24 protein-coding genes are annotated in these 23,535 nt (G+C 72.2%); 9 read left to right on the top strand and 15 right to left on the bottom strand.

What is annotated here, in order from left to right; translation table 11 throughout:
• The first annotated feature begins 3 nt into the window (after positions 1–3).
• On the top strand, positions 4–1,245 hold the full coding sequence (locus AWC19_RS06815; protein WP_085077303.1) for a glycosyltransferase: 1,242 nt from the start codon (positions 4–6) through the stop codon (positions 1,243–1,245).
• On the opposite strand, the gene AWC19_RS06810 is transcribed toward AWC19_RS06815, so the two are convergent.
• The 11 genes from AWC19_RS06810 to AWC19_RS06760 all read right to left on the bottom strand — a co-directional run bounded on the left by AWC19_RS06810 (position 1,219) and on the right by AWC19_RS06760 (position 10,467).
• Positions 1,219–1,752: a MarR family winged helix-turn-helix transcriptional regulator gene (locus AWC19_RS06810; protein ID WP_085077302.1), complete on the bottom strand. Its 534-nt coding sequence runs from the start codon at positions 1,750–1,752 to the stop codon at positions 1,219–1,221. The two genes, AWC19_RS06815 and AWC19_RS06810, sit on opposite strands and share 27 nt — an antisense overlap.
• 66 nt (positions 1,753–1,818) lie before the next feature.
• The gene (locus AWC19_RS06805; RefSeq protein WP_085077301.1) at positions 1,819–2,190 is read right to left on the bottom strand and encodes a DUF2784 domain-containing protein; all 372 of its coding nucleotides are present in this window, start codon (positions 2,188–2,190) and stop codon (positions 1,819–1,821) included.
• Between the two features lie 47 nt (positions 2,191–2,237).
• Entirely contained in the window at positions 2,238–3,233 is a 996-nt protein-coding gene (locus tag AWC19_RS06800) for a DUF5914 domain-containing protein (protein ID WP_085077300.1), read from the bottom strand.
• Positions 3,230–4,756 carry an FAD-dependent oxidoreductase gene (locus AWC19_RS06795; protein WP_085077299.1) on the bottom strand — a complete coding sequence of 509 codons (1,527 nt, stop codon included), beginning with the start codon at positions 4,754–4,756 and terminating at the stop codon, positions 3,230–3,232. Before AWC19_RS06795 ends, AWC19_RS06800 begins: the two co-directional genes overlap by 4 nt.
• Positions 4,753–5,478 (bottom strand): class I SAM-dependent methyltransferase, encoded by a 726-nt coding sequence (locus AWC19_RS06790; RefSeq protein WP_085077298.1) that lies wholly within the window; start codon positions 5,476–5,478, stop codon positions 4,753–4,755. Before AWC19_RS06790 ends, AWC19_RS06795 begins: the two co-directional genes overlap by 4 nt.
• Entirely contained in the window at positions 5,465–5,776 is a 312-nt protein-coding gene (locus AWC19_RS06785; RefSeq protein WP_085077297.1) for a lycopene cyclase domain-containing protein, read from the bottom strand. The genes AWC19_RS06790 and AWC19_RS06785 overlap by 14 nt, the downstream gene beginning before the upstream one ends.
• Complete coding sequence (locus AWC19_RS06780; RefSeq protein ID WP_085077365.1) at positions 5,773–6,096, bottom strand: lycopene cyclase domain-containing protein; 324 nt, start codon at positions 6,094–6,096, stop codon at positions 5,773–5,775. The genes AWC19_RS06785 and AWC19_RS06780 overlap by 4 nt, the downstream gene beginning before the upstream one ends.
• Positions 6,093–7,046, bottom strand: a complete 954-nt coding sequence (locus tag AWC19_RS06775; protein ID WP_085077296.1) for a phytoene/squalene synthase family protein — start codon at positions 7,044–7,046, stop codon at positions 6,093–6,095. The genes AWC19_RS06780 and AWC19_RS06775 overlap by 4 nt, the downstream gene beginning before the upstream one ends.
• Positions 7,043–8,569, bottom strand: a complete 1,527-nt coding sequence (gene crtI / locus AWC19_RS06770; RefSeq protein WP_085077364.1) for a phytoene desaturase family protein — start codon at positions 8,567–8,569, stop codon at positions 7,043–7,045. The genes AWC19_RS06775 and crtI overlap by 4 nt, the downstream gene beginning before the upstream one ends.
• Complete coding sequence (locus tag AWC19_RS06765) at positions 8,566–9,663, bottom strand: polyprenyl synthetase family protein (protein WP_245848792.1); 1,098 nt, start codon at positions 9,661–9,663, stop codon at positions 8,566–8,568. The genes crtI and AWC19_RS06765 overlap by 4 nt, the downstream gene beginning before the upstream one ends.
• A gap of 291 nt (positions 9,664–9,954) precedes the next feature.
• Positions 9,955–10,467, bottom strand: coding sequence for an STAS domain-containing protein (locus AWC19_RS06760; RefSeq protein WP_245848777.1), 513 nt, complete (start codon positions 10,465–10,467; stop codon positions 9,955–9,957).
• Between the two features lie 268 nt (positions 10,468–10,735).
• Here AWC19_RS06760 and AWC19_RS06755 point away from each other — a divergent pair, with 268 nt between their 5' ends.
• Both AWC19_RS06755 and AWC19_RS06750 read left to right on the top strand, forming a co-directional pair.
• Positions 10,736–11,458, top strand: coding sequence for an Rv1815 family serine proteinase (locus tag AWC19_RS06755; RefSeq protein ID WP_085077294.1), 723 nt, complete (start codon positions 10,736–10,738; stop codon positions 11,456–11,458).
• Between the two features lie 37 nt (positions 11,459–11,495).
• Entirely contained in the window at positions 11,496–12,167 is a 672-nt protein-coding gene (locus tag AWC19_RS06750; protein ID WP_085077293.1) for a catalase family protein, read from the top strand.
• Here the strand turns inward: AWC19_RS06750 and AWC19_RS06745 are convergent.
• The 4 genes from AWC19_RS06745 to AWC19_RS06730 are packed head-to-tail and all read right to left on the bottom strand — an operon-like array spanning position 12,164 to position 17,193.
• Positions 12,164–13,519: a TIGR01777 family oxidoreductase gene (locus AWC19_RS06745; protein WP_085077292.1), complete on the bottom strand. Its 1,356-nt coding sequence runs from the start codon at positions 13,517–13,519 to the stop codon at positions 12,164–12,166. The genes AWC19_RS06750 and AWC19_RS06745 overlap by 4 nt on opposite strands.
• A 2-nt stretch (positions 13,520–13,521) precedes the next feature.
• Complete coding sequence (locus tag AWC19_RS06740; RefSeq protein WP_085077362.1) at positions 13,522–14,766, bottom strand: glycosyltransferase family 4 protein; 1,245 nt, start codon at positions 14,764–14,766, stop codon at positions 13,522–13,524.
• A 37-nt stretch (positions 14,767–14,803) separates the two neighbouring features.
• On the bottom strand, positions 14,804–16,384 hold the full coding sequence (locus AWC19_RS06735) for a 1,4-alpha-glucan branching protein domain-containing protein (RefSeq protein WP_085077291.1): 1,581 nt from the start codon (positions 16,382–16,384) through the stop codon (positions 14,804–14,806).
• Positions 16,381–17,193, bottom strand: a complete 813-nt coding sequence (locus AWC19_RS06730) for a class I SAM-dependent methyltransferase (RefSeq protein WP_085077290.1) — start codon at positions 17,191–17,193, stop codon at positions 16,381–16,383. The genes AWC19_RS06735 and AWC19_RS06730 overlap by 4 nt, the downstream gene beginning before the upstream one ends.
• Positions 17,194–17,475: 282 nt before the next feature.
• Between AWC19_RS06730 and AWC19_RS06725 the strand changes: the two genes are divergently transcribed.
• The 6 genes from AWC19_RS06725 to mnmA all read left to right on the top strand — a co-directional run bounded on the left by AWC19_RS06725 (position 17,476) and on the right by mnmA (position 23,468).
• Positions 17,476–18,276: an electron transfer flavoprotein subunit beta/FixA family protein gene (locus tag AWC19_RS06725; protein WP_085077289.1), complete on the top strand. Its 801-nt coding sequence runs from the start codon at positions 17,476–17,478 to the stop codon at positions 18,274–18,276.
• Between the two features lie 34 nt (positions 18,277–18,310).
• On the top strand, positions 18,311–19,267 hold the full coding sequence (locus tag AWC19_RS06720; protein WP_085077288.1) for an electron transfer flavoprotein subunit alpha/FixB family protein: 957 nt from the start codon (positions 18,311–18,313) through the stop codon (positions 19,265–19,267).
• Positions 19,268–19,497: 230 nt separating this feature from the next.
• Complete coding sequence (locus AWC19_RS06715; protein ID WP_085077287.1) at positions 19,498–20,346, top strand: GNAT family N-acetyltransferase; 849 nt, start codon at positions 19,498–19,500, stop codon at positions 20,344–20,346.
• The gene (locus tag AWC19_RS06710; RefSeq protein WP_085077286.1) at positions 20,343–21,182 is read left to right on the top strand and encodes a lysophospholipid acyltransferase family protein; all 840 of its coding nucleotides are present in this window, start codon (positions 20,343–20,345) and stop codon (positions 21,180–21,182) included. Before AWC19_RS06715 ends, AWC19_RS06710 begins: the two co-directional genes overlap by 4 nt.
• Positions 21,183–21,215: 33 nt before the next feature.
• Positions 21,216–22,391, top strand: coding sequence for a cysteine desulfurase family protein (locus tag AWC19_RS06705; protein WP_085077285.1), 1,176 nt, complete (start codon positions 21,216–21,218; stop codon positions 22,389–22,391).
• Positions 22,392–23,468, top strand: a complete 1,077-nt coding sequence (mnmA, locus tag AWC19_RS06700; protein ID WP_169718085.1) for a tRNA 2-thiouridine(34) synthase MnmA — start codon at positions 22,392–22,394, stop codon at positions 23,466–23,468.
• Positions 23,469–23,535: the final 67 nt, after the last annotated feature.

Below are 23,535 nucleotides of genomic sequence, written 5' to 3'. Positions count from 1 at the left end.
CACATGGCCGTGATCCTGGCCTACGGGTCGCCCGCCCTCGGTCATCTGTATCCGCTGGCCGCGCTGCTGCGCGAACTGGACGCGCGCGGACACGAGGTCCACCTGCGCACCGTGGCCGCCGAAGTCGCCGCCATGCGTGGGGCCGGGTTTTCCGCCGCGCCCGTGGACCCCAGGATCGAGGCGATCTCGGACGGGGGTTGGCCGGCGCGCAACGCGCTAGGGGCGCTCAAGCCGACGCTCGACGTGCTGTGCCGGCGCGCCGTCTTCGAGGTCGACGACCTGCGCCGCGCGATCGCGGTGGTGCGGCCCGAAGCGCTGATCGTGGACGCCAACTGCTGGGGAGCCATGTCGGTCGCGGAGGCCAGTGGCGTTGCCTGGCTGGTGTTTTCGCCGTTTACGCCCTACCTGCGTTCTCGTTCGGCGCCGCCCTTCGGCCCCGGGCTGCCGCCGCTGCCCGGAATCGCCGGAAGGGTCCGCGATGCGTCGGTCCGCCCGCTCGTGGGCTGCCTCTTCGATCGCCGGGTGGTGCCCCGGCTCAACGCCGTTCGCGGGCGGGTGGGCGTGCCCGCGGTCGGGTCGATCGACGGGCTCATGCGCCGCGCCGCGCTGCTGCTGGCGGTCGGGGGTGAGCCGTTTGAGTACCCCCACCCCGACTGGGGAGACGCCGTGCATTTCGTCGGCGCGTGCGACTTTTCGCCGGCGGCCCCGGCCGAACCGGCGCGGCGGCCCGCCATCGACCGGCCCGCGGTGCTGGTCAGCACGTCGTCGATCGCGCAGGGTGACGCGCGGCTTGGGCGAATCGCGTTGCAGGCGTTGGCCAGTGAGCCGGTTCATGTCGTCGCGACCTTCCCCGCGGGCGTGCCGCCAGGCCTGCCTTCGTCGCCCAACGCCACGATCTGCCGGTTCGCCGACCACGGCGCGGTTCTCGACCGCGCGATCTGCGCCGTCACCCACGGCGGGATGGGCGCCACCGTCAAGGCGCTCAACCGTGGCGTGCCGGTCTGTGTGGTGCCCTTCGCCCGCGACCAGGCCGAAGTCGCGCGCCGCGTCGAGGTGGCCCGCTGCGGCACCCGGCTGCCGGCGCGCCGGCTGACCGCGGCCCGGCTGCGCGCCGCGGTGCGCGAGGCGACGGCCATGGCCGAAGGAGCGCGGCGGGTGGCCGCCGGGTTCGCCGCGACCGGCGGTGTGGCGCGCGGCGCCGAGCTGATCGAGCGGCGCTTACTGCACCGGCTCGGCGTTCGCTGACGGACTCGGCGGCCGGGTGACCAGCTCATCCTCGAACGTCGCCATCGCGCCGATCATCGCGGTGAACACCCGGTGCGCGGCCACCAGGTCTTTGTCGCTGAGGTCGGCCATCGCCGCGCTGAGATGGGCGCCGAGCGGCCGAAAGAACGCGTGCGCCAACGACATACCGCTTTCCTGGTAGCGCAGCAGCCACTTGCGGCGGTCCTCCGGGTCGGGTTCGCGGCGGATGTGGCCCGCCGCGATCATCCGGTCGACGAGATAGGTGATCGCCGCGGCCGACACGTCCATGCGCTGGCGCAGCTCGGCCAGCGTCAGCGGCCGTCCGGCGGTTTCGCTCACCATGATGTGCAGCAGCGCGTGGAAGTCGTTGCTGCTGACATCGTTCACGCGGGCGAAGTGGCGCCCGACGCGATCGGACTGCGCAGTGATCGCCCGCATGTCGGCCGACAGCTGCCTTTCCAGCTCCGCCCGGTCAGGCGACGGCTCGTGTGCCCGGCGCTTGCTCACCTACCCGCATCCTTCATCAGAAACGACAGTGTCGCAGAACCTACCGCAGGCGGGTGCACGACTGCCTCACGTGCGTCGGGCGCCGCGCCGGTTGCGCGCGAGGGCCGCCCACGACACGGCCGCGGCGAAAAAGGCGACGGCCTGCGCGAGCCTTGTGCGGCCGGCGGGATACAGGACGCCCGCGACGTAGCGGTCGACGAATCCGGTGCTCGGCAGCGGCCCCAGCCCGGCGCCCGCCCGCGCCCAATTTTCCAGCGACGTCAGCGGACACGGCAGCGGCAGCGTGACGACGGCCACCCCCCAACCCACGCAGGCCAGGTGCAACCAGAGGGTGCGCGGCCACCGCAACGCCAAAAAGCCGCCGCTGGGCAGGTACAACAGGTAAGCGAAGTGCGCGCTCGCGGTGGCGATCACGACGGCGAAATGCGCTTTCTTCATCGCTGGTTCGGGCTTCCGGTGGTGAGACGTGCTGCGGCAGCCCCATGTTAGCCACCCGTGCGGACCCGGTAGCGGCGTTCGGCGTAGGCCAGGTCGTCGCGCCACAGCCGGGTGCCGGCGTAGCGCATCAGCGGCGCGATCAGCGGAGCCGCGCGCCGCGCGGCCGCGAAGCCCGGGCGCTGCGAGGAGGCGACCGTCGCTTCGATCACCGCGACGCGCGGCCGGCCGTCCGGTCCGGGACCGATTGGGGTCGCGTGGGTTTCGACGACGCTGCCGGCCCCTTCCCCCTCCACGATGCGCATCACGACGGTGCGGGCCTCCGGGGCGGTGAATTCCGCGATCACAGGCACGCCGAAGCGGCCCATCCGGAACGTCACGGAAACCACGAAGCGGTCGTCGTCGACCGTCGGGGCGGTCAGCACCTCGAGCCGGGTGAACGAATACGGGTGAAACCACGCGCCGTGCCAGGGGTCGAGCCGGTTGGCGAGGACGTCGGCCGGTTCGCAGCGGCCGACCATCCGGGTGACCGCGGTCAGGGTGTCGCCGGTCGGCCGGCGGGGAATCACCGGCTCGTCCAGCGGCGCCTCGCCGCCGACGGAATCCAGCCGCACCCAGACCAGCGCGCCGTCGTCGTGGCTGGGCAACGGTTTCCAGCGCATCGCGCACGTTTGGCCGTCGAGGGCCAGCCCGTGCCACCGGCAATACAGGACGCCCTCGCGCACCACGCCGGTGGCCAAATCGGCGCCCAGGTGCGGGCAGGATGCGGGCCCGACGCGCAGGCGGCGCTGCCTGTCGCGCCACGCGACCAGCTCGACGCCCGCGACGCGTGCGCCGAACGGGCGAGTTGCACGGACGTCGCGGCTCGCGGCGAAGGCGTACCAGTTGCCGGTCGGTCGGTGTTGCGACCGCTCCAGCGCGGCGTTGATGATCGCGGGCTGGGCGTCGCGATAGGTCGGGCGCTGCTGCGCCCACGAGCCAGGCGCGATCAGGCCGACGGGCCAGTCTTTCGGCCATCGGCGGCGCAGGCGGTCCCCGAGGCTCATTGCCGGTGCCGCCCTTGGCGTTCGGCCAGCGACCGCAGCAGCGCCGAGCGCCCGCGGGTCGGCACGGTGCACAGCGCGTGCCCGGCGAGCCCCCAGGACCGCAGCAGGTGGTTGGCCGCCACCCAGCCGGTGGTGGCCGCGCGCTCCATCAGCGCGACCGGCAGGTCGACGCGGATGGCGTCGCCCGCCAGCACCAGCCGGGGCTCCGGCGTAATGACCGCCGGGCGCCGCGCGTGGGTGCCGGGGGCGAACAGCGGGCAGTCGCCGCGGCGCAGCACCCGCTGGTGGATTACCCCGGCCGCGGCGGTCTCCGGGTACAGTCGGTGCAGCCGCCCGATCGCCGCGTCACCACGGTATTCGGAAACCGCGGCGTACGAGTGCAATTCGACCACCGACCCGCGATGGTGGCGCGCCCACGCGCCCGCCTCGCGTTCGTAGCGCTCGAGGACGCTGACGTTGTCGAGCGGCGGATGGCCGGCCGTGCCCAGGAAGGCGGGCCGATCGTCGTCGACCGGCCGATCGAGCCACAGCCGGTGGACCACGAACGGCGGCGCGGTGCGCAGCTCGCGTATCCGGGCGCGCCAACCGTCGTCCCCGAGGCCCGGTGACGCATCCACCAGCTTCTGCAGGCCGCCCACGTCGAGCGCCAGCACGACGGCGTCGGCGTCGAACGCAGCGCCCGAATCCGTCTGGACGACATAGCCTTTCGCGTCGGGGATCACGCACCGCGCCGGCGCGCCGAGGTGCACCCGAGCACCCCGGTCGTCCAGGTATCGCCGCAGCGGATCCCACAGGCAGGCATCGAAATTCGCCGTCGCGACATCGAAAATCAGCCCCTCGCTTGAGCCCAGGAAATAGATGTGGAACATGGTGGCCAGCTCGGCGGCCGACAGCCGTGCCGGCTCGGCGAAAAAGCTGCGCGAGAAGACCTCGAACGCGAGGTGGCGAGCCGACTCCGGGAAATTGATGCCCTTCAGGAAGGTCTCGGCGTCGATGTGGTCGAGGCGGTCGTAGATGTCGGGCACCGACACCGCCGCCAGCGGCGCGGCGGCCCGCGCATCGATGCGGGTGAGGTCGCGGAGGCGAAAGGTGGGGCTGCGCAACGCGAACGCGAGCGCGTTCCACGGCGGCGTGCGGGGCAATCCGCGGAAGGTGTCGCGCCGCCCGGCGCCGTCGATCAGGGGATAGTCGTCGACGGGCGCCAGCATCCGCAGCTGCGGATCGACGCGGCGCAGCAGGGCGCGCAGGTTGTAGTACTGGCGGAAGAAGGCGTGGAAACCGCGGTTCATCGCCAGCTCGGCGCCGTCGTGGTGTTCGGTCCAGCCGCCCACGCGGCCGCCGAGGTGGTTTTGGCGTTCCACGACGTCCACCGCGACACCGCGGTCGGCGAGTGCGGTGGCCGCCGTGAGGCCGGCGATCCCGCCGCCGACCACGACGGCGCGGGGCCGCGACGCCAGCGCGCCGGCGTCGGGCAGCCCCGGCGGCGCCGGGTGGAGGCGGCGGCGGCGGTCGGTCCCGGTCATACCGGGGCCTCCCCGAGGAACGTGTGCACGACGCCGCGCTCCCACCCGGGCATGGATTCGGCACGCACCGAGGCGAATCCGGCCTCGCGCATGCGGCGGCGGAAGCGCTCGGCGCCGTCGAAGCTGAGGACGCTGCGCCACAGATGCCGGTACAGCGTGGCGTCCCGGGTGTGCCACCACCCCGCGGGGATGATGACGCCCCAACACACGGCGTGCCAGATTGCCGTCGCGGCGCGGGAATCGCGTACCGAGTACTCGTGCACGGCCAGGGTGCCGCCCGGCCGCAATAACTGCCGGAAGGCCCGCAGTTGGTCGTCCGGGTCCGCAAGGTTGCGCAGCAGATAGGCGGCCAGGATGGCGTCGAACGGCCCGGCGACGCCATGGTCGCCCAGTTCTTCGATGCGGGCATGCACGAACCGGACCGACGGCGGCCACGGCTTGGCCGTTGCGGCGTCGAGCATTCCGCCCGACGCGTCGACGGCGACGATCTCCGCGTCGGGGGCGGCCGCCAGCAGGGCGGCCGTCGACGCGCCGGTGCCGCAACCGGCGTCGAGCAGCCGCAGGCCACGGCCGCGGGCCGGCAACCGCATCCGGCGCGCCGACAGGCCGAGGTTGGCGTGGTAACACGGGTTGGCGCCGACCAGCCGGTCGTATGCCGGCGCTCCGGCGTCGAAGGCGCCGGGGACGTCGGGCCGGGGCAAGCCCGTCCTACCGATTCGCACGTTGATGCTCCCACAGCAGCAGCACGGTGGTCACCAGCGCGAAGCCGAACAGGAAGTCCTCGAGCGGGATGTCGAACGGAAATCGCAGCCCGCTGGTGTGCCGTTCGTCGTAGATCACGATCGGGGCGCTGCGTTTGGTCAGCCAGCCGTCGACCGGCACCTGGAAGCCCAGCACGATCGCCATCGACAGCCAGTAGGCCGGTCGCCGGAACAGCCCGGTGCGCAGCACCGCGAACTCCAGCGCGCACACCGCCGCGACCGCCACCACGGCGGGCAGGGTGTAGCCGAGCCCGCTCATCGCCTCTTGCTCCGTTGCAGGATGGCGCTCACCGCGTTGTAGGTCAGCACGCCGCTTACGGGGATCACCAAGAAAAACAGCACCTCCTCGATCGGCACCCGGAACGGGACGTGGATGCCGGCGAGGTACGCGCCGTTGTACGTCCACACGCCGGCGGCGATGGCCACCGCGTCCCAGCCGAGGAACACGGCGGCGACGGGCAGCACGGCGCGCGCCAGGCGGCGCGGTTGGCGGTACACGCCGGCGCCGAACAGCTCCAGGGGCGCGGTGATCGCCAGGCACAGGCCCAGCAGGATCAGGTATTGCCACCGGTCGCTCACGCGGCGCCCGCCGGTTGCGGATCGGACCGGCCCCGGCGCGCCCACCAGGACCGCATCAGCGCGCCGCCGGCGACCTGGACTCGGCGCGCCGTGCCGACCCGCGCGCGCTCGCTGAACACCGAAAAGTCGGTTGCCTCAATGCGATCCAGGATTTCGGAGTAGAGCGTCAGCGCGGTCTGCACGCAGGGCCGCGAGCGGGGCGCCAGCAGCGCGATCCCCCCGGCGGCGAACCGGTAGACCTCGCGGGTGACGTCGTGCTGGGCGGCAAGGGCGGCCCGGACGCGGGCATCGGTGCGGCGCCGGGCGTGACACCAGGTCATGAGTTCGCGGTCCACGCCATAGGCGGCCAGCTCGTCGGCCGGCAGGTAGATCCTGTTGCGGGTCAGGTCCTCGGCGACGTCGCGCAGGAAGTTGGTGAGCTGGAACGCGCGACCCAGCGCCGCGGCGTAGGGCGCCGCCTCGTCGGGGGCCACGACGGTCCCGAGGATCGGAAGCAATTGCAGCCCAATGGCTTCCGCGGATCCGTGCATGTAGCGGTTGAGCGCGCCGCGGTCGGGATAGTCGGTGATGGTGAGATCCATGCGCATGGAGGCGAGAAAGTCTTCGAACAGGTCTGTCGCGATCCCGTAGCGGCGGACGGTGTCGTCGACCGCGGCCAGGACGGGCTCGTCACGATGGTCACCTCCGCCGAAGAAGCGGTCGGAGAGCCGCTGGAGCCGCTCGGCGCGCTCGGAAACGCCGACGGTCGAATCGAGTTCGTCGAGGATGTCGTCGGCGTGGCGGGCGAAGCCGTAAAGCGCGTGGACCGCCGGGCGCTGGTCCGGGGCGAGTAGCCGGGTGGCCAGGAAGTAGGTGCGGCCGTGTTCGGCGGCGATGGCGCGGCAGCGCCGGTATGCCCGGCGCAGGCCCGAGTCGGCGATGCCGGCGGCGTCCAGTTCGGTGCGGATCATCGGGATCGCGCCGCCAGGTCGAGGGTGGTCGGCGATCGCCCGGCGCGGCCGGTGACGCGGTCGGCGGCCAGCCGGCCCGAGATCAGGGTGGTCGGCACCCCGACGCCGGGCAGGGTCGACGACCCGGCGAGCACGGCGTTTTCGATGCCGCGCACGGTGTTGGCCGGCCGAAACGGCCCGGTCTGGGCGAACGTGTGCGCCAGCGCGAACGGTGTCCCGGCCGCCATGCCCTGGCCGGCCCAATCGGCGGGGGTGTCGACATGCAGCAGCCGCGCATCGTCGCGCAGGCCGGGCAGCAGCCTGGCTTGCACGACGTCGAGGAGGGATTCGGCGTACCCGGCGCCGATCCGCGACCAGTCGATGCCGCACCGGCTCAGGTTGGGCGCGGGTGCCAGCACGTAGAGCAGGTCGCGTCCGGCGGGGGCCAGGGTGGGGTCGCCGGCCGTGGGTCGGGTGACCAGCAGCGAGGGGTCGGCCATGAGCCGCCCGTCGCGAACGATTTCGGTGAAGGTCTGATCCCAAGCCGCGCCGAAAAGGATGGTGTGGTGGGCGATTTCCGGCGCCACGGCGCGGCAGCCCACGTGCAGCACCACCGCCGAGGGCGCCGCGCGCAACCTCACCGGGCGCCGCGGCGTCCGGCCCAACATCTGGTAGGTCTGCGGCAGTTCGGTGGTCAACACCACCGCGTCGCAGTCGATCTCGCGGCCGTCGTCGGTGCGCACCGCGGTGATCCGCCCGCCCGTGCGCTCCAGGGCGGTGACCGTCGAGGAGTAACAGAACCGCACGCCGGCGTCGGCGGCCGCCCCCGCGAGCGCGTCGGGCAGCGCCCGCACGCCGCCGCGCGGGAAGTACACGCCCGCAACGGTGTCCATGTAGGCGATCACCGCGTAGACCGCCAGCGCCTGCTGCGGCGCGACACCGGCGTAGAGCGACTGGAACGTGAAGACCCGTCGCAGCCGGGGGTCGCTGATGTAACGCTTGACCATCGTGTCCCACCGGCGGAATCCGCCCAGCGCGATCAGCCGGGCCAGCCGGGCGTTGAGCAGGCCGAGCGGCGAGTCGAAGTTCGCGGCGATGAAGCCGTCGAATTCGGTGCGATACAGCCGGCTCAGCCACTTTCGCAGGTTGCGGTAGCCCTGGGCCTGTTGGGGGCCGGCGAATTCGCGCACGGCGGCGGCCATCCGGTCCGCGTCGCTGTGCACGTCGATAACGCTGCCGTCGGCGAACCTCGCCCGGTAGGCCGGGTCCAGGGGAAGCAATTCGAGCCGCCGCGAAAGCGATTCGCCGACGGCGGCGAACGCCTCGTCGATGAGGTCGGGCATGGTCAGCACGGTCGGGCCGGTGTCGATCCGGTAGCCGTCGATGTCTCGGCGGCCCGCGCGTCCGCCGGGCCACGGGTGCCGCTCGACGACCGTGACCTGGCGGCCCCGCCCGGCCAGGTGCAGGGCGGCGGACAGCCCGGCGAATCCGGCGCCGACCACCACGACGTGATCGGTGGGCCCGCGCAGGGCGCGCGCGGTCATGCCGCGCGCCCGGCGCACAGGCCGGCCATGTCGCCCAGCGCGTCGGCGAGGGGATGCCTGATCATGCCGCGCTCCAACGCCTTTCGCGCCGCCCCGACGCGGTCGGCGATGAGGCCTTCGACCCACTGCACGGCCCCGGTGGCGAGGATCAGCTTTCGCCAGTGCTCGATCGCGGCATCGTCGAGCCGGTCGGCGGCAAACAGCTCCCGCAACTGCCGCCGGGTCGAGGCGTCGGCGAGCCGGTGTGCGGCCACCACGACGCTGGTGGCCTTCCGTTCGATCAGGTCGCCGCTGTTGGGCTTGCCCGTCGCGGTGGGTGATCCGAAGATGCCCAGGATGTCGTCCCTGAGCTGGAACGCCTCACCCACGTCGGACCCGTAGGAGGCGAGGGTCGCCAGCACGAGTTCGTCGCAGCCGGCCATCGCGGCGCCGATCTCCAGCGGCCGGCGCACCGTGTAGTTGCCCGATTTCAGCCGGGCCACCTCGAGCACGGCCTCGAGGGGTGGCAGGTCGCGCAGATCCGTTGCGAGGTCGGCGAATTGGCCGATCGCGAGCTCGGTGCGCATGGCGTCGTAGCGGGGCCACGCCCGGGCCAGGCGGTGGTGGGGCAGCCCGCTGTCGCGCAGCATCTGTTCGGCCCAGATCAAACACAGGTCGCCGAGCAGGACGGCGGCCGATTCGCCGAACCGGCGCGAGGGGCCGGACAGCCCGCGGCGGCGATGCCAGTCCGCGAACTGGACGTGGGCCGCCGGGCGGCCGCGCCGGCGCTCCGAATCGTCCATGACGTCGTCTTGCAGCAGCGCGAACGCGTGCAGCAGCTCCAGGCTGGCGGCGGCGGTGAGCGCCGCGTCACTGTCGGGCTCGCCGCACAGCCAGCCCAGGTACATGAACGTCGAACGCAGGCACTTGCCGCCGGCGACGAACTGCAGCAAGATGTCGCCGGCCACGTCGACCCCGCAGGCGCCCAACTCGTCGGCGCACCGGGGGGCCACGAACTCGGCGACGCGGGAAAGCGCGGCGCTCCGCAGGCCCGTTCGCCAGGAGTCCAGCTGGCCCGCGCCAAGCCCTCGCACTGTGGCCTCTGCGAGGCGCACCCTGGGGAACGCTTGCACAGCCCCCACCGAAACCTCCCTCGCCGGGTCGGTCAGCCACTGGCTCGAACGGCTCAGACTCACGCGCTGGTACCCCTTTGACGAGAAAACAAACACCAGGCGTCGCGGACGCGCCCTCCACCGGGCCGGCCCGTCAGCCGCTAGTAGCTTAAGTAACTGAAACGTTAATTATCTGAATGATCGAGCGATCCGCCAGCCGCGGTTTTCTCGACGGGCGCCCGGTGGTGGTGCGGCGTGTGTCCGCGTTCCCGAAACAGCCTGTGGGTTAACCCGTTACCGCATCAAGACGGGATCGCGGCGGCGCGGGGAAGCTTCGTGCCGTGCGTGTCGGTCGCGGACCATGCCGGCCAGGAAGCGCCGCCGGGAGCCGACGATGTCCTCGATCAGCTGAAGCGCCTCGGCGACCGAGCCCACGACCGGCAAGCCGTGGTCGCCGACGATGCCCAGCAGCGGGTGCAGCGCGGCCCCGGCGACGACGCTGCAGTGCACCCTGGCCTGCTGATGCTCGTGATTGAGCACCAGCAACGCTCGGAACCCGTCGACGCTCAGGAACAACTGGCTCAGATCGAGGATCAACGGCGTCTTCAGCAGGGCGAAGCGGCGGATCGCCTGGGCGACGCTCGTCGCGTTCACGGCGTCGATCTCGCCGTCGATGCGCAGCACGGTGCCCAAACTGCGCGCGTAGACGAACAGCCGGGCCCCGTCGAAGTCGGCCATGTACCGGCAGCGCGGAGGCCGGCCGTGGCCGGCCGGATCCGTGGCGTGGGTGGGTTGCGAAGCGCTCATGTCATAGCCCGTCGATGGTGCCGCAGGGGAGTGACGGGTGCAGCACGCGCCGCTCCGAAAAGCAAGGAGCTGTGGACTCAACCTTGCCTAGACTCTACGCCCGCCTGTCCTCACCGGGGGCGGAAAATCGCGGAAAGTCAAAGTCGAACAACGCGTCCGGCGCGGGCCGGTGGCCGGCTCGGCGTTTGATCCCGCCGAGAGCGGGTATCTCAGCCGGCAAATTAGCAGCCGGCGGATCCCCGTGGGATGCGAGAGGCGGTGTGGCCCAATGGAAATGACGTGCGGCCGTTGCTGTCGGGCAGCGATTGCGGTGGCGTTCACCGTCGCGTGGGCGAGCGGGTTCCCCCCGGCAACCGCGAGTCCGGGCGCCACGATGTATCCCGGCATGCAGATCTATCAGGGCGGCGCCGCCTGCATGGTGGGGTTTGTCGAGGCACGGTTGCGGGTCGCGGTGACCATCGGTCAGTGCGACGAGGGGTCGCTGGTCACCGACCGCGACAAGAAAATGCTCGGGACGGTGGTGGTGGCCCGCCGTCAGAACACCGACGACTCGCTGCAAGCGGCGGGGGCCGTCGAATACGAAGTCATCGCGGTGGCGCCGGATGTCACCGCGACGGATCTGCTGCCCACCGGCCGGCAGCTGCGCTCGACGCCCGCCCTCAGCGCGCGCCAGGGGCTGCCGGTGTGTCAATTGCGGGTGTCGGCCGGCCAGAAATGCGGCATCGTCGGGCCGGTCGGCAACGGCCGCTTCACCATCGCCGATATGGCCGTCGACGGCCGCGACTTCGGCGGTCCGGTGTATGCGCTCACCGACGACGGCGGCGCCGTGATGGTGGGGCTGTACGAGGGCATCTGGCGCTCGGCGCCCACGATCGAATCGTGGCAGGCGGTGATGGCGCAGGTTTACATCGACACCCGCTCTCGCGGCGGGCAGCAGCCGTCCGAGGGTGTGCGGCTGGCCGGCTGGCAGGCCCAGGTTTCCCGTCGCTGAGAACGGGAACCCGGCGCCGGTGAACGTTTCCGATCTCATGGAGGTCGCGGCCAAGCCCTTCCAATGGGGATCGGCCCTCCGCGGCCGCCGGTTCTTCCATCCCGTCGGGGTGTTGGCCAAGGGCAGCGTCGAACGCGTCGCGCCCGCGTCCCAGGGGCTGCCGATCCCGTCCTCCGACGTCGTTGCCCGGCTTTCGAAGGCCGTGGGCACCCCGGGTGCCTTGCCCGACTTCATCGGACTGGCTTTCCGCGTCGCGCCGCAGCAGGCGGGGGCGACGCCGTGGGACATCCTGCTCGTCTCGTCGGGCTCCGGGGTGCTGACCCGGGCGGTGGCCCTGCGGCCGACCACGTCGTGGACGGGTCAGACGCTGACCAGCCTGATGCCGCTGCGCTATCGCGGCGGCATCTGGTGGCTGCGGGCCCGAACCATCGGCGATGTCAACGGTTCGGGGTTGGCGCTGGACGGCGTCCGGGACGCGATCGCGCGCGGTGGTATCGAGTTCGCGATCGACCAAGCCCGCGGGAGGGGCGATTTCACGCCGTTGGGGCGGTTGCGGTTGACCACCGCGGTAGGCCCGGACCCTACCGATGACGTGTCGTTCGACCCGGTCCTCAACACCCCGCCGGGGTTGAGCCTTGCCCCCGGCTGGCTCGCCGATCTGCGGGCGCGCGCCTACCGGCGCAGCCGCGAGGGCCGGGACGCCGGCTAGCGCACCCGCCCCAGCAGGTGGCGCAGGGCCTGGTCAAGGTCGGGCTGGCGGAAGCGGTGCCCGCGCCCGGTGAGCTTGCGGGGCACCACTTTCTGGCTCGCGCAGGCCAGTTCGCGGGCGCCCTGCTCGCCGAGGAGTATGCGCGGGGCCGGCGACGGCACCGGCAACACCGCGGGCCGGCTCAGCACGCGGGCCAGGGTGCGGGTGTACTCCGCGTTGCGGACAGGCTGCGGCGCAACGGCATTCACCGCTCCAGACAGCGTGGTGTCCCATAGCGCGCGGTGGTAGACGTCGACCAGGTCGTCGATCCCGATCCAGGAGAGCCACTGCTTGCCGTCACCGAGCCGGCCGCCCAGCCCGGCGCTGAACAGCGGACGCATCAGCTTCAACGTGCCGCCGCGAGGGGATTGCACGATCCCGGTCCGCACCCGGACCACGCGCAGTCCGGCGAGCTCGGCGGGCGCGGTCGCGTCCTCCCAGTCGGCGACCACGCCGGCCAAAAACCCGTCGCCGCGCTCGCTGTCCTCGGTCAGCGGCTCGTCGCCGCGGTCGTATCCGTAAAAGCCGATCGCGGAGGCCGAGATGAAGGCGGCGGGCCCCGGGGAAGTGCGGCCCGCCAGTTCGGCCAGCAGACGGGTGGGCCCAATTCGGCTGTCGCGGACCGCCTTTCGGTGTCGATCGGTGAACCGACCGGCGATCGACGCCCCGGCGAGGTGGATCACGGCGTCAACCCCCGCCAGCAGCTCCGGGTCGGGATGTTCGGGGTTCCACTGCCGTTCGTCCGCACCGGAAGCGCTCCCGCGGACCAGCCGGACGACGCGATGCCCGCCGGTGCGAAGGAACGCCGTCAGCGCCGAACCGACCAGACCCGACGACCCGGTGACCGCGATCGTCGTCGACGCCAGGCCGTTGTCGGCCGCGAGCCGGTGCGCGGCCAGGTCGTCGGCCAGCTGGCGGTGCCGGTAGACGAACATGGGCCGCAACAGCGACCCCGGCACCGGGGTGTCCACCCGGTCGATGACCCGGGTCCGGTCGCCGCCGACGTCTTCGAAGTCATGGGTGTGTCGCCAGCGCACCGCGATCCGGGCGGGCAGCGAGGCCGGCCCGTCGGCGGCGACGGCGTCGGCGAAACGCCGTGGCGGGTCGTAGGAATCGGGCCGGTGCGCGGCCACCCAGCGCAGGCCACCGGGCAGGGCCAGGGTCGCCCGACCGTCGCGAAGGGAGGCCGCCTCGGTGACCAACCGCATCGGTTGCCAGGGCGGCGACAGCCGGGTGAACGCCCCGGGCCTGGCGTGCCAGGCGAAAACCTCGCCGCGCGGCGCGTCGACGACGCTGGAATATTCCAGCCCCATCGTCAGCGGTTCGGCAGCGCATGCTCGACGATGCGCTGCCGCGGCTGCGGTTGCCGTTCCCCGCGCTTGGCCGCCAGGTAGACCTGTGATGTCTCGGATGCGACTGTGCCCCAGTCGAAGTCGGAGGTGAGCCGTTCGCGGGCGGCGCGGGCGCGCCGTTGCGCGGCCGCCGGGTCGTCGAGCACGGTGCGCACCGCCGAGGCCAGGGCCGCCACGTCGCGGGGCGGGAACGAGACGCCGGTCTGCCCGTCGATCACCGCCTCACCCAGGCCGCCGATGTTGGAGGTCACCAGCGGGGTTCCCGCCGCCGCGGCCTCGAGGGCCACCAGCCCGAACGGTTCGTAGTGGCTGGGCAGCACCGCGGCGTCGGCGCGGTGCAGCAGCGCCAGCAGTTCAGCGTGGTCCAGGTGCCCGACGAACCGAGTCGCCTTGAGCACCCGGTGTTTGCGCGCCTGCTCGACGAGCCACTCCTGCTGGGTGCCCTCCCCGGCGATGGTGAGGGTGGTGCCCGGGTGGGTGCGCCTGATCCGCGGCAGCGCGGCGATTGCGTCGTGCACGCCCTTCTCGTACTCGAGGCGTCCGAGGTAGAGCAGCTCGGCGGGGCCGGTGCGCGGCCGGCGTTCCGCGAACGGCCAGCGCGCCGCGTCAATGCCGTTGCGGATCACGGTGATTGCGGCCAGCCCGGGGCCGAACAGCTCGGTGATCTCGTTGGCCATCGACGCCGAACACGTGATCAGCGAATCGGATTCGCGCACCAGCCACGACTCGATGGCGTGCACCTGCCGGCTGAGCGCGCCGCTGACCCAGCCGGAATGCCGGCCGGCCTCGGTGGCGTGAATCGTGGAAACCATTGGCGCGTCGTAGAACTGGGCGAGCGCGATGGCGGGGTGGGCGACCAGCCAGTCGTGCGCGTGCACGACGTCGGGACGCCAGGGCCGGTCGCTGCGCGGCTTTTTCAGCGACAGCCCGGCGCGGATCATCGAGTGCCCCATCGCCAGCGTCCAGGCCATCATGTCGGCGTTGAAGGTGAATTCGTGCGGATCCTGCGCGGCCGCGATCACCCGCACGCCCTCTTTGACCTCGTCCGACGACGGGTGGGTGCTGGGATCGGTGCCCGTGGGGCGGCGCGACAGCACGACGACGTCGTGGCCGGCGGCGGCCAGCGCCGTCGAGAGGTGGTGCACGTGCCGGCCCAGCCCGCCGATCACCACCGGCGGGTATTCCCACGACACCATCAGGATCTTCACGCGCCTGCCCACCCCGTTCGCGGCCACCGCCCCCACCTCACCGGGGCAGCCTACGCGCGTCCAGGGCGCCGAACAGGCCGTCGGCGCGATTCCACCCCTCGGCCAGCCGCTGCGCGGCCTCGCGGCGGCCCGACGCCAGCGCCCCGGCGATCTCGCGGGTGGCGTGGGCGTGCAGGTGGGCCCGGTATCGGGCGTAGTCGGCGGCCGAATCCTTGCTGACCATGAACGGCCAGTCGCTGGACACGGTCAGCAGGGTCTCGCGCAGGATCTGGTCGGCGACGTGGTCGCGGGGCAGCGGGGCGTCCAGCGACGCGTTCTGCGACAGCGCCTTGTCGACCGTGCTCAGGGCGGTGTCGACCACCTCGGTGTTGAGCTGCACCAGGTCGGCCACCTGCTCGCCGGCCCACACCTGCCAGTCCTTGCCGGACCCCCACGAGCTGGGCGGCAGGGCGACCGGGTCGCCGACGAAGCCGCCCGCGATCGCGTCGCGCAGGGTGCCCACCCGCACGCCGGCCGCGGGCAGCGCGCGCAGCACCCGCGCCAGCCACGTCGGGCCCTCGTACCACCAGTGGCCGAACAGCTCGGTGTCGAAGGCGGCGACCACGTGGGCGGGCCGCCCGATGCGTTCGGACTCGCCCACCAGCCGGCTGCGGACCACGTCGACGAAGTCGGCGACGTGCACGTCGACCGCCCGGTCGGCGCGCTCGGGGTCGTAGGGCGCCTTGGCCTCCGACGGCACGTTGCGGCCGGTGACCCGGGCCGGCTTGAGCCCGGTCAGGTGGTCGTAGGTGTGAAAATCGCGGTAGGCGGCGTGCCCGGGGTAGCCGGACTTGGGTGACCACACCCGGTAGCTGACCTGCAGGTCGCGCCCGAAGGCCACGACGTCGGTGTCGCCGACGGGCCGGCCCAGCGCGGTGTCGCCGTGCAGGGACGGGCCGTCGACCATGAAGTGGGTGACCCCAGCCGCGGCGTAGTCGTGCTCCATGCCGGGCGCGTAGGCGCACTCGGGCGCCCAGATCCCGGTCGGGCGGTGGCCCAGGCGCGACTGCGCGTCGGCCAGGCCCTCGCGCAGCGCGAACTCGCGCAGCCGCGGCGCCAGCAGCGGCTGGAAGGGGTGGGCCAGCGGGCCGCCGAGCAACTCCACCGTCCCGGCGTCGATCAGGCCGCGCAGCAGCGGGCTGCCGCCGTGCCGCCACAGCGTGGCGAAGTCGTCGAGCGCCCGGTCGGCCTCGGCGCCGTCACGAATCCCGAAGGCCCGCAACGCTTCCGGTGTGCAGGACTGGTAGCCGGCCGACTTCGATTTCGGGATGGCCCACACGCTGGCCGCCTCGGTCGCACGCAGCCGCCAGTTGGCCAGCCAGTGGTGCATGCCGTGCAGGCAGTACGGGTCGTCGAGCTGCGCGTTGACCACCGGGGTGACGCCGAGGGTGATCAGCCGGTGGCGGTCCTCCTCGGCCAGCGTGCGCAGCACCCGCAGCAGCGGCAGGTAGGCCGCCGCCCAGGACTGATAAAGCCATTCCTCGCCGACCGGCCAGCGGCCGTGGTGGGCCAGCCACGGCAGGTGGGTGTGCAGCACCAGGGTGAACATTCCCGGCACCGGGGTCGCGGGTGTGCTCACGGGCGCACCGCGATCGCGACGAGGTCCAGGCTGTCGTCGATGTCCCGGTCGCCCCCGGTTTGCACCAGGTCGAAGTCCTCGCAGCGCACGGCGGCGACGTCGGCCACCAGCTCGGGCGGCCACGGCGAGTCGCTCACCGCCCGCTGGATCTGCGCGTCGATGATCGACCCGCCGTGGCGGGCGTCCATCTCGAGCAGCCGCGGGCCGTGGAACAGCCCGCTGATCGACACCGGACCGAACCCGCCGCCGACCAGGAGCTCGGTCAGCTCGGCGGCGTCGAGCTCGCGGGTGTGGAACGGGTTGATCGGGGTGTCGCGGCCCGGGGAGAAGGTGATTCGGTTGGGGGTGGACATCATCAGCAGCCCGGAGGGTCGCAGCACCCTGGCGCATTCGGCGACGAATTGTGGCTGATCCCACAGGTGCTCGATGACTTGGAAGTTCACCACAACGTCCATTGACGCGTCGGGCAGCGGCAGCTCGGCCAGGTTGGCCCGCATGACCTCGACCCGGGGGTAGCGCGCGCGGACGTGGGCCACCGCGGCCGCGTCGTAGTCGAGGGCCACCACCCGGCGCGCGACGCCGGCGATCAGGTCGGCGCCGTACCCTTCGCCGCAGCCCGCCTCGAGCACCTCGCGGCCGGCGCAGCGCGGGGCCAGCCGCTGGTAAACCACCTGGTGGCGGCGGAACCAGTAGTTCTCGACGTCCAGGTCCGGGATGGTGCGCTCGCCCGTCAGGGTCAGCACCGGGGTGGCCTCGCCCGCGGCGTCGGCGGGGTCGGGTCGGGGACCGTCGGGTAGGAATGCGCTCATCGCATAGGCAGGCTAACGCGAAGTGTCCGATTCGCGAACCGGCGAAGCGGGCAGTGCCGGTGGGGGGCGGCGGACGGGGCGAAAGAACCTGCCGCCCGGCACGATGCCGCCCGCTGGCGGACGGGGGAGGAGTGGGCAGTTGTGCCTGCGTGACCCGCTATGGTGTGAAGGCAGACCGCACAAAGTTACTTGTCAGTAACGCGGGAGTGCGGCTACATAGTGCGTGACCGAGGTCCCCGGCCGGCCGCCGCGGGACTCCTTCGAGGAGGATTAGCCAGTCTCATGACGAACATCGTGGTCCTGATCAAGCAGGTCCCAGACACCTGGTCGGAGCGCAAGCTCACCGACGGCGACTACACGCTGGACCGCGAGGCCGCCGACGCGGTGCTGGACGAGATCAACGAGCGCGCCGTGGAAGAGGCGCTGCAGATCCGGGAGAAGGAGGCCGCCGACGGCGTCGAGGGATCGGTGACCGTGCTGACCGCGGGCCCGGAGCGCGCGACCGAGGCCATCCGCAAGGCGCTGTCGATGGGCGCCGACAAGGCCGTCCACCTCAAGGACGACGGCATGCACGGCTCGTGCGTCGTGCAGACCGCCTGGGCGCTGGCCCGCGCGCTCGGCACCATCGAGGGCACCGAGCTGGTCATCGCCGGCAACGAATCAACCGACGGCTCCGGCGGCGCCGTGCCGGCGATCATCGCCGAGTACCTCGGCCTGCCGCAGCTGACCCACCTGCGCAAGCTCTCCATCGAGGGCGGCAAGGTCACCGGCGAGCGCGAGACGGACGAGGGCGTCTTCACCCTGGAGGCCTCGTTGCCCGCGGTGGTGAGCGTGACCGAGAAGATCAACGAGCCGCGCTTCCCGTCCTTCAAGGGCATCATGGCCGCCAAGAAGAAAGAGGTCACGGTGCTGTCCCTGGCCGAGATCGGGGTCGAGGCCGACGAGGTCGGGCTGGAAAACGCCGGGTCGACCGTGCTGTCCGCGACGCCCAAGCCGCCCAAGACCGCGGGTGAGAAGGTCACCGACGAGGGCGAGGGCGGCAGTCAGATCGCCCAGTACCTGGTCGCCCAGAAGATCATCTAGCACCCGATCCTTACACGAGAAGAGCGAATAACCCATGGCTGAAGTTTTGGTGCTCGTCGAGCACGCCGAAGGCGCACTGAAGAAGGTCACCTCCGAACTGATCACCGCCGCCCGCGCGCTGGGCGAGCCGGCCGCCGTCGTGGTCGGCAAGCCCGGAACGGCCGCGCCGCTGGTCGACGGGCTGAAGGAGGCCGGCGCCGCCAAGATCTATGTCGCCGAGTCCGACGACGCGGAGAACTACCTGATCACCCCGGTGGTCGACGTGTTGGCCTCGCTGGCCGAGTCGAATTCGCCCGCGGCGGTGCTGCTGTCCGCCAACGCCGACGGCAAGGAGGTCGCGGGGCGCCTCGCCGCCCGCATCGGGTCCGGCCTGCTGGTCGACGTGGTGGAGGTGAAGGAAGGCAACAAGGCCGTGCATTCGATCTTCGGTGGCGCGTTCACCGTAGAGGCGCAGGCCAACGGGGACACCCCGGTGATCACCGTGCGAGGCGGCGCCATCGACGCCGAGCCGCAGCCCGGTGCCGGCGAGCAGGTCACCGTCGAGGTGCCCGCCCCCGCCGAGAACGCCACCAAGATCACCGCACGCGAGCCCGCGGTCGCCGGTGACCGGCCGGAGCTGACCGAGGCGACCATCGTCGTCTCCGGCGGGCGCGGGGTCGGCAGCGCGGAGAACTTCAGCGTCGTCGAGGAGCTGGCCGACTCGCTCGGCGCGGCTGTCGGGGCCTCGCGCGCCGCGGTCGACTCGGGCTACTACCCGGGCCAGTTCCAGGTCGGGCAGACGGGCAAGACGGTGTCCCCGCAGCTCTACATCGCGCTGGGCATCTCCGGCGCGATCCAGCACCGCGCGGGCATGCAGACCTCGAAGACGATCGTCGCGGTCAACAAGGATGAAGAGGCGCCGATCTTCGAGATCGCCGACTATGGCGTGGTCGGCGACCTGTTCAAGGTCGCCCCGCAGCTGACCGAGGCGATCAAGGCCCGCAAGGGCTGATCCGGGTCCGATGGTGCGTGACGGCCACGTCGGTCACGGGCGCACCGAGCGGGAACCACCTACACGATCCGGGAAAGCGCTATCGCATGCGATAGCGCTTTTCGCGGTCGCCTAGCGATGTCCGGCCTGTGACCGAGTGCGGGTTTTCCGCCTCATTCGTCATCTGACGTGCACCGACACGTCACAGCGGCGACGCCGATTAGCTCATCGGTTGCGCCACGTTGTTTCCCATGAGCATTGCTTCTGTCCTGATAGCCGGCGAGAGGCCGGAGGGGGCGGCGACCGGCGCGGCCGCGCCGCGGTACTCGCTGTTGTTGTCCGCCGACCCGGATCTGGTCGAGGCGGCGCAGCGGCTCCGGTACGACGTGTTCACCAGCACCCCCGGCTTCGCGCTGCCGACGGCCGGCACCGACCACATCGACGTCGACAGGTTCGACGAGTTCTGCGACCACCTGCTGGTCCGCGACGACGACACCGGTGAGCTCGTCGGGTGTTACCGCATGCTGCCGCCTTCCGGCGCGATCGCCGCCGGCGGGCTTTACACCGCAACGGAATTCGACGTGAGCGCCTTCGACCCGCTGCGGCCGTCGCTGGTGGAGATGGGGCGCGCGGTGGTGCGCGACGGCCACCGCAACGGCGGCGTGGTGCTCCTGATGTGGGCGGGCATCCTGGCCTACCTGGACCGCTACGGCTATGACTACGTCACCGGCTGCGTGTCGGTCCCCATCGGCGACGAATCCGACGGTGACGTGCCCGGCAACCGGCTGCGCGGCGTGCGCGACTTCGTCCTGAGCCGGCACGCCGCGCCGGCCGAGTTCCGCGTGCACCCGCACCGGCCGGTCCGCGTCGGCGGGCGGTCCCTCGACGACATCTCCGCTCCGCCACGGCCGTCGGTCCCGGCCCTGATGCGCGGCTATTTGCGGCTGGGCGCGCAGGTGTGCGGCCAGCCGGCGCACGACCCGGACTTCGGCGTCGGCGACTTCTGCGTGCTGCTGGACAAACGCCGGGCCGACACCCGATATCTGCGCCGACTGCGGTCGGTGTCGGCGGCGGCCGAGCTGGCCGGCGGCGCGCGATGAACGCTCCGATCGCAACCCGGCTGGCCGCCCACGCCTGGCTGCCCCGCGCGACCTGCGACAGCAGCTGCGTCGGTGTCGGCCCCGCGTCCTCGCGCTGGCGGGTGGCGCTGCGGGTGACGCTTCGCGTCATGCTGGCGCTGCTGCTGGCGCCTGGGGTGCCGCTGGTGGTGGTGCCGCTCCCGGGCCAGCTGCGGGTGCAGCGCTTCTACTGCCGCGTGGTGTTGCGCTGCTTCGGCGTGCGAATCCGGGTGTCGGGCAGCCCGATCCGCAACCTGCGCGGGGTGCTGGTGGTCAGCCCGCACATGTCGTGGCTGGACGTCTTCGCGATCGGTTCGGTGCTGCCGGGGTCGTTCGTGGCCCGCGCCGACATGTTCACGGGCCGCCTGGCCCGCATGCTCAAGATCATCCCCATCGAACGCGCCAGCCTGCGGCGGCTGCCCGGCGTCGTGGACACCGTCGCCGCCCGGCTGCGCTCCGGCCGAACGGTGGTGGCCTTCCCCGAGGGCACCACGTGGTGCGGCGTGGCGTGCGGCTCGTTCTACCCGGCGATGTTCCAGGCCGCTATCGACGCCGGGCGTCCGGTGCAGCCGCTGCGGCTGACCTATCACCACGTCGACGGCACCGTCTCCACGGCCCCGGCCTTCGTCGGCGACGACACCCTGTGGGCGGCCATCTGCCGCCTGCTCGCCGTGCGCCGCACGTGGGCGCACGTGCACGTCGAATCCCTGCAGCTGCCGGGCACCGACCGGCGGGTGCTGGCGCGCCGCTGCCAGGCGGCGGTGGGCGTGGGGAGGCCGCAGCGCCTTGGGCCCCGCCACGTGCTGGTGGCGTCCTAGCGTTAGCGCCGCCCCGGTATCGTGGGGCAAGTCATGGTCTACCTGGATCACGCCGCCACCACCCCGATGCACGCCGCCGCCGTCGAGGCGATGACGGCCGTCCTCGGCACCGTGGGCAACGCGTCGTCGCTGCACACCAGCGGCCGGGCGGCCCGGCGCCGCATCGAGGAATCCCGGGAGCTGATCGCGGACAAGCTGGGCGCGCGCCCCTCGGAGGTGATCTTCACCGCGGGCGGCACCGAGAGCGACAACCTGGCCCTCAAGGGCATCTACTGGGCGCGCCGGGCCGCCGAGCCGCACCGCCGGCGCATCATCACCAGCGCCGTCGAACACCACGCCGTGCTGGACTCGGTGAACTGGCTCGTCGAACACGAAGGCGCCGAGGTGACCTGGCTGCCCACCGCCGCCGACGGCTCGGTGTCGGCGGCCGCGCTGCGCGACGCGCTCGAAGGCCACGACGACGTCGCCCTGGTATCGGTGATGTGGGCCAACAATGAGGTCGGCACGGTCCTGCCGGTCGGCGAAATGGCAGCTGTGGCAGCCGAATTCGGCGTGCCGATGCACAGCGACGCCGTTCAGGCGGTGGGGCAGTTGCCCGTCGACTTCGCCGCCAGCGGGCTGTCGGCGATGAGCATCACCGCCCACAAGTTCGGCGGCCCGCCCGCGGTGGGCGCGCTGCTGCTGCGCCGCGACGTCGCCTGCGTGCCGCTGCTGCACGGCGGCGGCCAGGAACGCGACATCCGTTCCGGCACACCCGATGTCGCCGGCGCGGTGGCGATGGCGACGGCGGCCAGGATCGCGGTCGACGGGCTCGAGGCGCACAGCGCGCGCCTGCGGGCGCTGCGCGACCGGCTGGTCGACGGCGTGCTCTCAGGTATCGACGACGTCAGCCTCAACGGCGCCCGCGACCCGCTGCGGCTGCCGGGCAACGCGCACTTCACCTTCCGCGGATGCGAGGGCGACGCGCTGCTGATGCTGTTGGACGCCAACGGGATCGAGTGTTCCACCGGGTCGGCGTGCACCGCCGGCGTCGCGCAGCCGTCGCACGTGCTGACCGCGATGGGTGCCGACCCGGCCAGCGCCCGCGGATCGCTGCGGCTCTCGTTGGGGCACACCAGCGTCGACGCCGACGTCGACGCGGTGCTGGCCGTGCTCCCCGCGGCCGTCGACCGGGCACGACGGGCCGCGCTGGCCGCCGCGGGGGCCTAAGTGAAGGTTCTCGCCGCGATGAGCGGCGGCGTCGACTCGTCGGTCGCCGCCGCCCGCATGGTCGACGCCGGGCACGACGTGGTCGGCGTGCACCTGGCGCTGTCGGCCGCGCCGGGCGCGCTGCGCACCGGCTCGCGGGGCTGCTGCTCGAAGGAGGACGCCGCCGACGCGCGCCGCGTCGCCGACGTGCTCGGGATCCCGTTCTACGTATGGGATTTCGCGGAGCGGTTCGAGGCCGACGTGATCGACGACTTCGTCGAGTCGTACGCGCGCGGCGAGACACCGAACCCCTGCGTGCGGTGCAACCAGCGGATCAAGTTCTCGGCGCTGTCCGCCAAAGCCCTCGCGCTGGGCTTCGACGCGGTGGCCACCGGCCACTACGCGCGGCTTTCCGGCGGCCGGCTGCGCCGGGCCGTCGATCGGGACAAGGATCAGTCCTACGTGCTGGCGGTGCTGACCGCCGAGCAGTTGCGCCACGTGGCGTTTCCGATCGGCGACACGCCCAAGCCCCAGATCCGCGCCGAGGCCGCCCGCCGCGGCCTGGCCGTCGCCGACAAGCCCGACAGCCACGACATCTGCTTCATCCCGTCCGGTGACACCCGGGCCTTCCTGGGCGAGCGCATCGGCGTGCGGCGGGGCAGCGTCGTCGGCCCCGACGGCGCCGTGCTCGCCAGCCACGACGGCGTGCACGGGTTCACCATCGGGCAGCGCAAGGGCCTGGGCATCGCCGGGCCCGGGCCGGACGGCCGCCCGCGCTACGTGACGGCGATCGACCCCGACACCGCGACCGTGCGGGTGGGCCAGGCGGCCGACCTCGACGTGCACGCGCTCGCGGGGCGGTCTCCGGTTTTCACCGCGGGGGTCCCGCCGCGAGGACCCGTCGAGTGCGCCGTCCAGGTCCGGGCGCACGGCGAGACGGTCGGCGCCATCGCCGAACTGGCCGGCGACGAGCTCGTCGTGCGGCTACGCAGCTCGCTGCGCGGCGTGGCGCGCGGCCAGACTTTGGTGCTGTACCGCCCGGACCCCGATGGCGACGAGGTGCTCGGCAGCGCGACCATCGCCGCCACCGCGCGCTGAGCGCTCCAGCAATTCCTTGAGGATCCGCCAAGGGCGGTTTTCGACCTTTCCCCGTCTGCGGAGAAAG

Source organism: Mycobacterium palustre (assembly GCF_002101785.1).
Classification (GTDB): Bacteria; Actinomycetota; Actinomycetes; order Mycobacteriales; family Mycobacteriaceae; genus Mycobacterium; species Mycobacterium palustre.
The sequence above is the reverse complement of the archived record's forward strand: the minus strand, read 5'-3'. Positions and strand labels throughout refer to the sequence as shown.